Annotated in this window: 10 protein-coding genes and 1 tRNA gene; 8 read left to right on the top strand and 3 right to left on the bottom strand. The window is 74.3% G+C overall.

All coding sequences use genetic code 11. The features are described from left to right. A partial coding sequence (locus tag JZ5iCDA_RS11205; protein WP_069387251.1) for a PPA1309 family protein occupies positions 1–600 on the bottom strand: 600 nt, incomplete at its 3' end. Positions 601–764: 164 nt separating this feature from the next. Here JZ5iCDA_RS11205 and JZ5iCDA_RS11200 point away from each other — a divergent pair. The 3 genes from JZ5iCDA_RS11200 to JZ5iCDA_RS11190 all read left to right on the top strand — a co-directional run bounded on the left by JZ5iCDA_RS11200 (position 765) and on the right by JZ5iCDA_RS11190 (position 6,479). Next, positions 765–3,842, top strand: a complete 3,078-nt coding sequence (locus tag JZ5iCDA_RS11200) for a UPF0182 family membrane protein (protein ID WP_069387250.1) — start codon at positions 765–767, stop codon at positions 3,840–3,842. A gap of 157 nt (positions 3,843–3,999) precedes the next feature. Then, a tRNA-Met gene (locus JZ5iCDA_RS11195) sits at positions 4,000–4,073 on the top strand. Positions 4,074–4,304: 231 nt separating this feature from the next. Further along, positions 4,305–6,479 carry a copper-translocating P-type ATPase gene (locus JZ5iCDA_RS11190; protein WP_253182055.1) on the top strand — a complete coding sequence of 725 codons (2,175 nt, stop codon included), beginning with the start codon at positions 4,305–4,307 and terminating at the stop codon, positions 6,477–6,479. Between the two features lie 24 nt (positions 6,480–6,503). Here JZ5iCDA_RS11190 and JZ5iCDA_RS11185 read toward each other — a convergent pair whose 3' ends face one another. Both JZ5iCDA_RS11185 and JZ5iCDA_RS11180 read right to left on the bottom strand, forming a co-directional pair. Further along, positions 6,504–6,767: a DUF6343 family protein gene (locus JZ5iCDA_RS11185; RefSeq protein ID WP_069387249.1), complete on the bottom strand. Its 264-nt coding sequence runs from the start codon at positions 6,765–6,767 to the stop codon at positions 6,504–6,506. Between the two features lie 25 nt (positions 6,768–6,792). Further along, positions 6,793–7,908, bottom strand: coding sequence for an L-dopachrome tautomerase-related protein (locus tag JZ5iCDA_RS11180; RefSeq protein ID WP_069387248.1), 1,116 nt, complete (start codon positions 7,906–7,908; stop codon positions 6,793–6,795). 143 nt (positions 7,909–8,051) lie between these two features. Between JZ5iCDA_RS11180 and JZ5iCDA_RS11175 the strand changes: the two genes are divergently transcribed. The 5 genes from JZ5iCDA_RS11175 to JZ5iCDA_RS11155 form a co-directional block, all read left to right on the top strand. Beyond that, positions 8,052–8,945, top strand: coding sequence for an ABC transporter substrate-binding protein (locus JZ5iCDA_RS11175; protein WP_069387247.1), 894 nt, complete (start codon positions 8,052–8,054; stop codon positions 8,943–8,945). A 1-nt stretch (position 8,946) separates the two neighbouring features. Then, positions 8,947–9,855 (top strand): amino acid ABC transporter permease, encoded by a 909-nt coding sequence (locus JZ5iCDA_RS11170; protein ID WP_083259912.1) that lies wholly within the window; start codon positions 8,947–8,949, stop codon positions 9,853–9,855. Beyond that, positions 9,852–10,658 (top strand): amino acid ABC transporter ATP-binding protein, encoded by an 807-nt coding sequence (locus JZ5iCDA_RS11165; RefSeq protein ID WP_083259911.1) that lies wholly within the window; start codon positions 9,852–9,854, stop codon positions 10,656–10,658. The genes JZ5iCDA_RS11170 and JZ5iCDA_RS11165 overlap by 4 nt, the downstream gene beginning before the upstream one ends. 164 nt (positions 10,659–10,822) lie before the next feature. Next, entirely contained in the window at positions 10,823–11,332 is a 510-nt protein-coding gene (locus JZ5iCDA_RS11160) for a hemerythrin domain-containing protein (protein ID WP_069387246.1), read from the top strand. 48 nt (positions 11,333–11,380) lie between these two features. Continuing rightward, positions 11,381–12,897 (top strand): thioredoxin domain-containing protein (locus tag JZ5iCDA_RS11155; protein ID WP_069387245.1); only part of this gene is annotated, 1,517 nt, incomplete at its 3' end.

Here is a 12,897-nt window from a genome sequence, read left to right as displayed (position 1 = left end):
CGCGCGCAGCGCGGTGACGAGGCCCGGCACGAGGTCGGGCCCGGACGCGACGTCGGCCGTCGCGTCGTGCGCGCGCGAGCGGACGGCGCACCAGGCGGGCCCGCCGCGCAGCACGCCGACGGCGACGCGCACGTCCTGCCGGTCCGGGTGGTTGGCGAGGTAGTCCAGGGCGGCGTCCTGGTCCTCCGGCACGCCCTCCTCCGCCGACGGCGGCAGGACGATGCGCTCGACGACGAGAGCCGTCCCGTCGACCGTGCTCGGCCACGCGACCCGGGCGAGCGCCTCCTCGAGATCCGCCTCCACGACGAACCCCTCCTGCTCGACCGACAGGACGTGGTGCGGGTCGGCGGCCGCGGCGGCGACGGCGTCGGCGGGCAGACGGTCCGCGAGCGACGGGTCCTCGGCGAGGGCGCGCGCCGTGCTGACCAGGGCGAAGAGGCGCGGCGGGGCGTCCCACCCCGCGGCGGACGCGTGCGTCTCGACCTCGTGGACGGCGAGCGCGAGGGCGCGCTGGTCGGGCGGCAGGGCCGGGCTCGCGGGAGCGGGCGTCGCGGGGGCGTCGTCCGTGCCCGGGTGCGGGGTGTCGTCGGCGTTCGGCATCCGCCCATCGTCGCAGAGCGGCGCGCCGTCGCACCGCGGTCCTCGGAGTCCCGCGAGGCGCCCCGGCGTGGGAACCTTGAGGGGAGCGTGGGCGTTGTCCCGGTGGGCGAGGCCTGTCGCCGCCCGTGCACGTCCGAGTCACGACGCAAAGAGGTAAACCCACCGTGTCATTCGCCGCAGCGCCACGCCGGCCGTCCTCCGGGGGCCGGACCACCAGGCGCCGGAGCCCGATCGGGATCGCGATCGCCGTCGTCGGCGTCCTCGTGGTCCTGCTCCTCCTGCTCGCCCAGTTCTGGACCGAGGTCCTCTGGTTCACCCAGCTCGACTACGAGCGCGTGCTGTGGACGCAGTGGGGCACGCGCATCGCGCTCTTCGTCGGGGGCTTCCTCGTCATGGGCGGGCTGGTCTTCCTGTCGTTCTCGCTCGCCTACCGGTCCCGGCCGATCTACGCGCCGTCGACGCCGGAGCAGGCGACGCTCGACCAGTACCGCGAGGCGATCGAGCCGCTGCGCAAGGTCGTGATGATCGTGGCGCCCGCGCTCGTCGGCTTCTTCGCCGGTGCGGCCGCGGCGTCCCAGTGGCAGACCGTCCTGCTCGCGTTCAACTCCGTGCCGTTCGGCACGCAGGACCCGCAGTGGGGCATCGACCTGTCCTTCTACGTCTTCACGCTGCCCGCCGTGCGGTTCCTCGTGAGCTTCCTCATGGCCGCCGTGATCATCTCCGGCATCGCGGCCGTGGCGACGCACTACCTGTACGGCGGGCTGCGGATCGGCGGCGGCTCCGACGCCGGGCCGCGCACGACGACCGCCGCGCGCGTTCAGCTGTCGGTGATCGCCGCGGTCCTCATGGTGCTCATCGCGGCGAACTACTGGCTCGACCGGTACTCGATCCTCACCTCGTCCGGCGACCGGTTCGACGGCGCGTCCTACTCCGACGTGCACGCCGTCATCCCCTCCAAGGCGATCCTCACGGTCGTCGCGCTCTTCGTCGCGGCGCTGTTCGTCGTCGCGGCGGTGCGGGGCAACTGGCGCCTGCCGGCGATCGGCGTGGGGCTCATGGTGGTCTCGGCGATCGCGATCGGCGGGGTGTACCCGGCCGTCGTCCAGCGTTTCCAGGTCACGCCGAACGCGCAGGACTTCGAGGAGGAGTACATCCAGCGCAACATCGACGCGACGCAGGCGGCGTACGGCATCGACGACGTGCAGACGGAGTCGTACAACGCGAGCACCGAGGCCGAGGCCGGCGCGCTGCGCGAGGACGCCGACACGACGGCGTCGATCCGCCTCCTGGACCCGGAGATCGTCAGCCCGTCGTTCAGCCAGCTCCAGCAGAACAAGCAGTACTACAAGTTCTCGGAGTCGCTGTCCGTCGACCGGTACACGATCGACGGCGAGAGCCGCGACACGGTCATCGCGGTGCGCGAGCTCAACCAGGACGGCCTGGGCGCGGACCAGCGCAACTGGGTCAACGACCACACGGTCTACACCCACGGGTTCGGCGTGGTCGCCGCGTACGGCAACCAGATCGGCCCGGACGGCCGCCCCGCGTTCTACGAGGGCAGCATCCCCTCCACCGGCGCGTTCACGGACGCCGGCGGCTACGAGCCGCGCATCTACTTCAGCCCCGAGGCGCCGGAGTACTCGATCGTCGGTGCGCCCGAGGGCACGGACCCGTGGGAGCTCGACTACCCGGTCGACGACGCGGGCGGCCAGGTCAACAACACCTTCCCCACGGAGGAGATCGCCGCCGGCCCGAGCGTCGGGTCGTTCCTCAACAAGACGCTCTACGCGCTGAAGTTCGGCTCCGAGCAGATCCTGTTCTCCGACCGCGTCACCTCGGAGTCGCAGATCCTGTACGACCGCAGCCCGCGCGACCGCGTCGCCAAGGTCGCGCCGTACCTGACGCTCGACGGCCGCGTGTACCCGGCGGTCGTCGACGGCCGGGTCAAGTGGATCGTCGACGGCTACACGACGAGCAACGCCTACCCGTACTCGACGTCGGCGTCGCTCGACGAGTCGACGGCGGACTCGCTCGTCGCGCAGAACTCCGTCGAGGCGCTCGCGCCGCAGGAGGTCAACTACATCCGTAACTCGGTGAAGGCGACCGTCGACGCGTACGACGGGTCGGTGGACCTGTACGCGTGGGACACGGAGGACCCGGTCCTCCAGGCGTGGACGCAGGTCTTCCCGAGCTCGGTGCAGCCGCTGTCGGAGATCAGCGGGGACCTCATGAGCCACCTGCGCTACCCCGAGGACCTGTTCAAGGTCCAGCGCACGCTGCTCGCGAGCTACCACGTCGACGACGCGCGCCAGTTCTTCTCCGGCCAGGACTTCTGGCGCAGCCCGGAGGACCCGACGGCGTCGACGGCGGGCGGCGTCACGCCGCTCCAGCCGCCGTACTACCTGACGCTGCAGATGCCGAGCCAGGACGACCCGAAGTTCTCGCTCATGTCGACGTTCATCCCGGGCGGCCAGAGCGACCGCAACATCCTCACGGGGTTCCTCGCGGTCGACGCCGAGCCGGGCGACCAGGACGGGCAGCGCTCGGAGGACTACGGGACGCTGCGGCTGCTCGAGCTGCCCCGCAACTCGACCGTGCCCGGACCTGGTCAGGTGCAGAACAACTTCGACTCGAACCCGACGGTGTCGACCGAGCTCAACCTGCTGCGCCAGGGTGACTCGAGCGTCATCAACGGCAACCTGCTGACCCTCCCGGTCGGCGGCGGCCTGCTGTACGTGCAGCCCGTGTACGTGCAGTCGACGCAGGGCACGCAGTTCCCGCTGCTGCGCAAGGTGCTCGTGTCGTTCGGCGACGAGATCGGGTTCGCCGACACCCTCGACGAGGCGCTCGACCAGGTGTTCGGCGGCGACTCCGGCGCGAGCGCCGGCGACGCCGACGGCGGGGTCGACACCGAGGTGCCGGACCAGCCGGCCGACGGCGAGACGGCCGACCCGGACACCGGGGTCGAGGAGCCCGGCGTCGGGGACCCGGGCACCGACCCGGGCACCGTCCCGGACGCCGAGCAGCCGGCACCCCCGGCCGACGCACCCGTGAGCGGCGAGGCCCGCGCCCGCCTCGACGAGTCGCTGCGCGCCGCGCAGCAGGCGATCGAGGAGGGCCAGGCGGCGCTCGCGGAGGGCGACTTCGGGGCGTACGGCGAGGCGCAGGAGCGCCTGCAGTCGGCGCTCGAGGCGGCGCTCGCCGCCGAGGAGGAGCTCGACGCCGCGTCGTCCGAGGGCTGACCCCGGACGCGCACCAGGGCGCCGGACGGGCGGGACCGCACACCAGCGGTCCCGCCCGTCCGGGCGTTCCGGCTGGTCGCGGGCGCGGACCGTGACGCAGGTCTCCCCGGCTCGATTTGGCCGGGTCCCGGACATCGCGTAATGTGGTGTTCACCGACGCGGGGTGGAGCAGCTCGGTAGCTCGCTGGGCTCATAACCCAGAGGTCGCAGGTTCAAATCCTGCCCCCGCTACGATTGATGTCGCAGGACATCGACGAAGGCCCGGGCCCACGACAGTGGGTCCGGGCCTTCGTCATTCCCACGACTCCCGCGGCAGGCGGGCTGCTCCCGGTCCGGGTCTGCGCGGACCGCGTCGAGCCGAGGCTCCGCCGGCAGGCGGTCGCCGGCCGGGAACATCGTCGGAGCCGGAGTGGTTGCGCTGAATACCCCATGGGGGTATGAAGGGATCACGAGGTGATGACCATGCAGCACGAGCACGGCGGTCACGCGGCGACCGGTGACCACGAGCCCAGGACCGGTCCGCAGACGGACCAGAGCACGCCCCGGCACGCTCACCAGCACGGGCGCGACCACGACCACGACCACGACCACGACCACGACCACGACCACGACCACGACCACGACCGCTCGGCGGCCGATGCGCACGCCGGCCACGGCGACGCCGGGCACGCGCACCACGCCGCCGCGTTCCGCGACCGGTTCTGGGTGAGCCTCGTCCTCGCGGTTCCGGTCGTGGTGCTCAGCCCCATGTTCGCGGACCTCCTGGGGTACACCCCGCCGTCGTTCCCCGGTTCGACGTGGGTCTCGCCGGTCCTCGGCACGGTCGTCTTCCTCTACGGCGGCTGGCCCTTCCTCACCGGCGCGGTCACCGAGGCGCGGGCGCGGCGCCCCGGGATGATGCTTCTCGTCGCGCTCGCCGTCACCGTGGCGTTCGTCGCGTCCTGGGCGACGACGCTCGGCGCGGCCATGTCGCTGGACTTCTGGTGGGAGCTCGCGCTGCTCGTCGTGATCATGCTCCTCGGGCACTGGCTCGAGATGCGTGCCCTCGGCGCGGCGTCCGGCGCGCTCGACGCGCTCGCCGCCCTCCTGCCCGACGTCGCGGAGAAGGTCACCGAGGACGGGACGACCGAGGTGGCGCTCGACGCGCTGCGCACCGGCGACGTCGTCCTCGTGCGCGCCGGCGGGCGAGTCCCGGCGGACGGCGTCGTCGTCGACGGCGCGGCGCACCTCGACGAGTCGATGATCACGGGGGAGTCGCGCCCCGTGCGCCGAGGCACCGGGGACGAGGTCGTCGGCGGCACGGTCGCGACGGACTCCACGCTGCGCGTGCGCATCACGGCCGTGGGCGCGGACACGGCGCTCGCGGGCATCCAGCGCCTGGTGGCCGACGCCCAGGGGTCGAGCTCGCGCGCCCAGGCGCTCGCCGACCGGGCGGCCGGCTTCCTCTTCTGGTTCGCGCTCGTGGCCGGCGTGCTGACCTTCGTCGTGTGGGCGCTCGTCGGCGACATGCCGGACGCCGTCGAGCGGACCGTGACGGTCCTCGTCATCGCGTGCCCCCACGCCCTGGGCCTCGCGATCCCGCTCGTCATCGCGATCTCGACCGAGCGCGCGGCCCGTGCCGGCGTCCTCGTGAAGGACCGGCTCGCGCTCGAGCGGATGCGCACGGTCGACACGGTGCTGTTCGACAAGACCGGGACCCTCACCACCGGCCGTCCGACGCTCGTCGGGCACGCCGGCGCCGCGGGCACGGGCGACGACGAGCTGCTCGCGCTCGCCGCGGCTGTGGAGGCCGACAGCGAGCACCCCGTCGCACGCGCCGTCGTCGCGGCGCACACCGGACCGCGCCCGCCGGTGAGCGACTTCACGACTCTGCCCGGCCGGGGCGTGTCGGCCGCGGTCGAGGGCCGCACCGTGCACGTCGGCGGCCCGGCGCTGCTGGACGAGCTGGGCGCGAGCGTGCCGCAGGACCTCGCGGGGCCGACGGCGCGGTGGCGGGACGAGGCGGCGAGCGTGCTCCACGTGCTCGTCGACGGCCGCGTCGTCGGCGCGCTGGCGGTGGCCGACGCGGTCCGCCCCGAGTCCGAGGCGGCCGTGCGTGCCCTGCACGAGCGCGGGGTGCGCGTCGCGATGGTCACGGGCGACGCGCAGCACGTCGCCGACGCGGTCGCCACCCGCCTCGGCATCGACGAGGTCTTCGCCGAGGTGCTGCCGTCCGACAAGGACGCGAAGGTGGCCGAGCTCCAGCGGCGCGGGCACCGGGTCGCGATGGCGGGCGACGGCGTGAACGACGCGCCCGCGCTCACCCGCGCCGACGTCGGCATCGCCCTCGGGGCCGGCACGGACGTCGCCGTGGAGTCGGCGGGCGTGGTGCTGGCCTCCGACGACCCGCGTGCCGTCGTGTCGGTCATCGCGCTGTCCACGGCGTCCTACCGGAAGATGTGGCAGAACCTCGTGTGGGCGACGGGGTACAACCTCCTGTCCGTGCCCCTCGCGGCGGGCGTCCTCGCGGGCGCCGGGTTCGTCCTGTCCCCGGCCGTCGGCGCGATCCTCATGTCGGTGTCGACCGTCGTCGTCGCGCTCAACGCCCAGCTCCTGCGCCGGCTCGACCTCGACCCGGCGCGCGTGACGGGCGGCTGACGCGACGCCCTCCCGGGCGCGGCGTCAACCCGGCTCGCCGCGCAGCTTGCGCCGCGCCACGACGACCAGGTCCACCAGCGCGACGGCCGCGAGCACGACGAACGCGACGACGAGCAGGGTCGGCGCCCCGGCGCCCGCGAGGAGCACGGCCGCGACCACGCACGCGACGAGCCCGAAGCCCGCGAGGACGAGCCGGAGCGTCAGCGCGCTCCGGGCGGGCGGGGCGCCGCCGATCCCGCTCGTCGGGTCGTGGTGGTCCGGTCGCGCGCGGTCGTCGGGCGTGGTCACCGTCTTCTCCTGGGTCGGTCGCCGGTCAGGGCGCGAGCCGGACAGGACCGGCGTCGATGCGCGTGCGGAACAGCGCGTACGGCTTGCGGCGCCGGTCCTCGCCACGCTGGTAGGTCGCCTGCCGGTGCAGCTGGTTCGCCGTGACGTAGAGCCAGCCGTCGGTGACGGACATCGTGTCCGGCCACAGCAGCCGCGGGTCGTGCACCACGGTCTCGAGGGTGCCGTCGGGGTCGCGGCGCAGGACGGCGTCGCGCTCGTACGCCGTGAGGTACAGGCGGCCGGCGTCGTCCGTCTCGAGCCCGTCGGAGCCCGAGCCGGTGTCGCCCTCGTCGACGACGGTCGCGGCCACGGCGTCGTCGTCCGCCGACCGGTCGACGAGCGCGTCGACGGACACGCTCCACAGCCGCCGGCTCGCGAGCGGGCAGTAGTACAGGCGCGAGCCGTCGGCGGAGATCGCGATACCGTCGGCGCCCATCGCGACGGGCTGCGCCTCGGCGTCGGGCTCGGGCGCCTGAACCATCGGGCGGCCCTCGACCACGGGACGGTGCCCGTCCCAGCCGAGCGCCTTCGTCGAGGGGTGGTCGTGGAGGCGTCGCCACGCCTCGCCGCTGGCGAGGTCGACGACGACGATCCCGTTCGGGCCCGAGTCCGAGGAGTCGGTGATGAAGGCCATTCCTGCCTCGCCGCGGCGCAGGTCGAAGCGGACGTCGTTGAGGTACGTGCTCGGCAGCGCCACCTCGGGGTCGAACGTGATCACCTGCGCGACCCGGTCGGTCTCCAGGTCGACGCACACGAGCTTCGGCCCGCCCGGCTCGGTGGGGCGGAACATCGGGCTGCCGGTGTCGAGGACCCACAGCCGGTCGGCCGGGTCGACGACGACGCTCTGCACCGAGACGAACGCGGAGGCGTCGCCCGGACCGGACGGGGAGTTCCAGGCCTCGTCCGGGAAGGGCACGGCCTCGCCGTCGCGCAGCTCGGTGACGGTCGCGGGGACGTCGTCGCCCCACAGCGGGTAGTTGACGAAGACCCGGCCGGCCCGGGACACCGTCACGCCGGTCGGCATGGGGCCGTGGAAGAGGTGCACGACCTCGAGCTCCCCGACCGGCTCGGCGGCGGGCGGTCCGTCGGTGTTCTCCGTCATGGTTCCTCCTCGGGGGGTCGCGGCCATCGTGCGCACCTCGGTGCCCGCCACGCACGCCGCGGGCGGGCGGTGTGACGAGCCGCACCGTCCCAGCGGGCGGAGGGCCCCCCGACGGCGACCCGGGCGGGACTACGCTCGGCACCATGTCGCCGTCTCCCCGGGCGGGCTCCTCCCGCCGTCCCGTGCTCGCGCCGTTCGCCCTGCTCGTCGGGTCGTCCCTCGTCCTCGCCGCGTGCTCGTCCGGCGACGACGCGCAGGAGCCGACCGCCGACGTCACGTCCGGCAGCGCGGAGGCCGCCTGCGCGCCGCGCGACCTGCCCACGCTGACCGACGGCGTGCTCACCGTCGGCGCGAGCGAGCCGTACCTGCCCTGGTACGCAGGCGAGCCCGAGTCGGGCGAGGGCTTCGAGTCGGCGCTGGTCTACGCGGTCGCCGAGGAGCTCGGCTACGACCGCGACGCGGTGCAGTGGGAGACGGTCACGTTCGAGCAGATCATCAGCCCGGCCGTGAAGCCGTTCGACATCGCCGCGTACCAGACGTCGATCACGGAGGAGCGCGAGCAGGCCGTCGACTTCTCCAGCCCGTACCTCACGACGCGCCAGGGCGTCATCGTCATGGAGGACGGCCCGTACGCGGGCGCGACGACGCTCGCGGACCTCGAGGGCGCGCGCATCGGCGTGACCGCCGCCCAGACGAGCCTCACGCTCGCGGAGGCCGCGTTCGGCGAGGACGCGGACATCTCGCCGTACAACGCTGCGGGCGACGGCATGCAGGCGCTGCAGTCGGGGACCATCGACGCGATGGTCATGGACGTCGACCAGGGCGTCGCGGCGTCGACCGAGTACTTCCCGGACTCCGTGGTCATCGGGACGCTGCCGGACCAGGGCGTCGTCGAGCAGTACGGCCTCGTGCTCGACGAGGGGTCGGAGCTCACGGACTGCGTCTCGCAGGCGGTCGACACCCTCGAGGAGGACGGCACGCTCGCCGAGCTGCGCACCACGTGGCTGAAGTCGGACGACATCCCCGTCCTCGAGTGACGTGACCGAGCCCGACGACGGGCGCACGCCCGTGCGGGCGGACGCCCCCTGGACGCCTTCGCCGCTCGCGCTCGACCGGGCGGCGTTCCGCCGCGCGCAGCGGCGCCGCTCGGCGCTCGTGGCGCTCGTCAGCACCGTGGTCGTCGTCGCGACGGTCGTGCTCGTCGTCGTCAACGCGCCCGGCTGGGAGCGCGCGCGCACGGCGTTCTTCGACCCGGCGAACGCGTGGGAGTCGCTGCCCGCGATCCTCGAGGGGCTGTGGCTGAACCTACGGGTGTGGGTGATCGCGGGCGTCGTCGGGACCCTGCTGGGCCTCGGGCTCGCGATCGCCCGCACGAGCCGCATCCCGGCGCTGTTCCCGCTGCGCGCGTTCGCGATCGTCTACGTCGACCTGTTCCGCGGCGTCCCGCTGCTGCTCGTGCTGCTCCTCGTCGGCTTCGGCCTGCCCGCGCTGCGCCTGGAGTGGCTGCCCACGTCCGGCGCGTTCCTCGGGGCGCTCGCGATCGTCCTCACGTACACCGCGTACCTCGCCGAGGTGTTCCGCGCCGGCATCGAGTCGGTGCACCCGTCGCAGGTCGCGGCCGCGCGGTCGCTCGGGCTCACGCGCGCCCAGACGACGCGGCGCGTCGTGCTGCCGCAGGCGGTGCGCAACGTCACGGCGCCGCTCGCGAACAACCTCGTGTCGCTGCAGAAGGACTCGGGTCTCATCTCCGTCCTCGGCGCGGTGGACGCGATCCGCGCCGCCCAGATCGCGACGACGGGCAGCTACAACTTCACGCCGTACGTCGTCGCGGGCCTGCTGTTCTTCCTCGTGTCGTTCCCGCTGACCCGGGCGGTCGACGCCTACCAGGCGCGGCGCGGCTGGGGCCGGTCGCTCGCGACGGTGAGCGGGGCGGGGGACATCCGATGACGCACCTGCTCTCGCTGCGCGCCGTGCGCAAGACGTACCCCGCCCCGCAGGCGGCACGCGTGCGCGGGGCCCGACGGCGCGCGGCAGGCGCGCTCGCCGACGAGGCCGCTGCGCGGCGCGTCGTGCTCGACGACATCGACCTCGACGTCGACCGGCACCGGTGCGTCGTCCTCGTCGGTGCGTCGGGATCCGGCAAGTCCACGCTGCTGCGCGTGGTCAACCTGCTCGACGACGTCGACGACGGGGAGATCCTCCTCGACGGCGAGGACGTCGCCGACCCGCGCCTCGACGCCGACGCGGTGCGGGCGCGGATGGGCATGGTGTTCCAGGCCTACAACCTGTTCCCGCACATGCGCGTGCTCGACAACGTCACGCTCGCGCCGCGCCTCGTGCACCGGCGGGCGCGCGAGGAGGCCGAGGACGCGGCCGTCGCGATGCTGCGGCGCGTCGGCCTCGGCCACAAGGTCACGGCCTACCCCGACCAGCTCTCCGGCGGCGAGCAGCAGCGCGCCGCGATCGCGCGGGCGCTCGTCAACGAGCCCGAACTCCTCCTGCTCGACGAGGTGACCTCCGCGCTCGATCCCGAGCTCGTCGGCGAGGTGCTCGACCTCCTCGCCGAGCTGCGCGCCGAGGGCCGCACCATGCTCGTCGCGACGCACGAGATGGGCTTCGCGCGGCGCGTCGCCGACGAGGTGTGCTTCCTCCACGACGGTCGCGTGCACGAGCGGGGCACGCCCGAGCAGGTGCTCGGCGACCCGCAGCAGCCGCGCACGCGCGAGTTCCTGCGCCGTCTGCACGCCTGACCCGGCGCGACCACGCTCCCGGCGCCCTCGACGGCCCGGGCGCGCCCCGGTAGGGTGCGGGCCAGCGTCGCGTGCCGGTGGCGGACTGCGTCAGGCATGGAGGCGTCGAACCCGGAAGGGGGTACCCGTGCGCAGCGTGCGGACCCTTTCCTCGTTCCTCACCCGTGAGTGAGGGCGAGAAGAGCAGGCTCGTGGCCTGGTACGACGAGATGACCGCCGTGCACGGCCGGCTCCGCCGTGCGCTCGAGCTCGTCCGCGAGACGGCGGACGACGCCCGGGACGGTCCTCGGGACGGCGGCCGGGCCGACCCGCGCCAGGACCTGCTCGTGTACTGCCGTGGCTTCTGCACCGCGCTGACCCGGCACCACACGAGCGAGGACGCCGCGCTGTTCCCCGAGCTCGAGCGGCGGCACCCGGAGCTGGGCGCCGTCGTGCGCGCCCTGCGGCAGGACCACGGCATGATCGCCTTCCTCCTCGCCGACCTGGAGGCCGCGCTCGACCGCGTGCGGGACGCGCCCGTCGGGTCGTCCACCGCGCTCGAGGTGGCCCGTCACCTCGACGGGGTCGGGGCGATCATGGAGTCCCACTTCCGCTACGAGGAGCGCGCGCTCGGCGAGGTGCTCGCGGCGCTCGACCTGGACGCCGCGCCGGAGACGGTGCTCGGGCCGCTGTGAACGTCGCCCGCGGGTGGCGGGGCGGGCGGGCTCTGCCAGGGTGGACGGATGGTCAACCGTCTCGCCGACGCCGTGAGCCCGTACCTGCGCCAGCACGCCGACAACCCGGTCGACTGGTACCCGTGGGGAGAGGACGCGTTCGCCGAGGCGCGCCGGCGCGACGTGCCCGTCATGGTGTCGGTCGGGTACGCGACGTGCCACTGGTGCCACGTCATGGCGCGCGAGAGCTTCTCCGACCCGGAGGTCGGCGCGGCGCTGGCGGAGCGGTTCGTCGCCGTCAAGGTGGACCGTGAGGAGCACCCGGACGTCGACGCGAGCCTCATGGCGGCGGCCAGCGCGTTCACGCAGCACCTCGGCTGGCCGCTCACGGTGTTCACCACGCCGGGCGGCGCGCCGTTCTACGCGGGGACGTACTGGCCGCCCGTGGCCGTCCAGGGCCACCCCGCGTTCCGCGACGTGCTCGACGCCGTGTCCCAGGCGTGGGAGCAGCGGCGCGAGCAGGTCCTCGAGACGGGCGAGACGATCCGGGCGGCGCTGCGCGACGCCGCGTCCGGCCGGGTGCCCGGCGGGCCGACCGGGCCGGCGGGCGAGCTCGACGTCGCGGGGTGGGCACCGGGCGTGCTCGACGGCCTCGAGGCGGTCGAGGACCGCACGCACGGGGGGTTCGGCAGGGAGCCGAAGTTCCCCGTCGCGCCGGGGATCGAGCTGCTGCTCGACGTCGCGGCGTCGTCGGTCGTCGACGACGCGGTCGCGGCGCGGGCCCTCGCGCTCGCGGGGCGGACGGTCGACGCGATGGCGGCGAGCCCGCTGCGCGACGCGGACGGCGGTTTCTTCCGCTACGCGACGCGGGCGGACTGGTCCGAGCCGCACTACGAGCGCATGCTCTACGACAACGCCCAGCTCCTGTCGGCGGCGACGACGCTCGCGGTCCTACGCGGTCGCGCCGGCGACGAGGACGGGGCGGCGCGTGCCGCGGAGGTCGCCGCGGGTGTCGGACGGTTCCTGCGGGAGACCCTGCGCCTGCCGGGCGGCGCGTTCGCGAGCGCGCAGGACTCGGAGTCGACGCTCGACGGGCGGCGCGTGGAGGGCGGCTGGTACCTGCTGCCGCCGCAGGAGCGTGCGGCGCACGAGCCGCCGCCGCTCGACACGAAGGTTCTCACCGGCTGGAACGGGCTCGCCGTCGAGGCGCTCGCGCGCGCCGGGCACCACCTCGGCCTGCCGGAGCTCACCGACGCCGCGTGCACCGCCGCGGACCGGCTGCTCGCGACGCACGTGCGGCCCGACGGCACGCTCGCCCGCGCGTCGGTCGGCGACCGCGTCTCGGACGCCGTCGCGACGCTCGAGGACCACGGGATGCTCGCCTCGGCCCTCCTCGTGCTCGGCGGGCTCACGGGTCGCGCCGGCTACGTGCGCGAGGGTCTGCGGCTCGTCGCCGCGACCGTGACCGACGACGCCCGCCTCCGCGCGCCGCAGGGCACCGACCCGGTGCTCGCCGGGATCGGCCTCGACGCCGGCGCCGCGGCCGACCCCTCGGAGGGCGCCACGCCGTCGGGCCCGACGGCTGC

The sequence above is a fragment of the Cellulosimicrobium cellulans genome (assembly GCF_001722485.1).
GTDB classification, from domain to species: Bacteria; Actinomycetota; Actinomycetes; order Actinomycetales; family Cellulomonadaceae; genus Cellulosimicrobium; species Cellulosimicrobium cellulans_A.
Note: the sequence above shows the minus strand (reverse complement) of the source record. Positions and strands in the feature narration are given on the sequence as shown.

Coding starts and splice junctions, on each gene's coding strand:
- JZ5iCDA_RS11190 (WP_253182055.1), top strand. CDS start 4,305: ATGCAGCACGAGCACGGCGGTCACGCGGCGACCGGTGACCACGAGCCC.
- JZ5iCDA_RS11180 (WP_069387248.1), bottom strand. CDS start 7,908: ATGACGGAGAACACCGACGGACCGCCCGCCGCCGAGCCGGTCGGGGAG.
- JZ5iCDA_RS11175 (WP_069387247.1), top strand. CDS start 8,052: ATGTCGCCGTCTCCCCGGGCGGGCTCCTCCCGCCGTCCCGTGCTCGCG.
- JZ5iCDA_RS11165 (WP_083259911.1), top strand. CDS start 9,852: ATGACGCACCTGCTCTCGCTGCGCGCCGTGCGCAAGACGTACCCCGCC.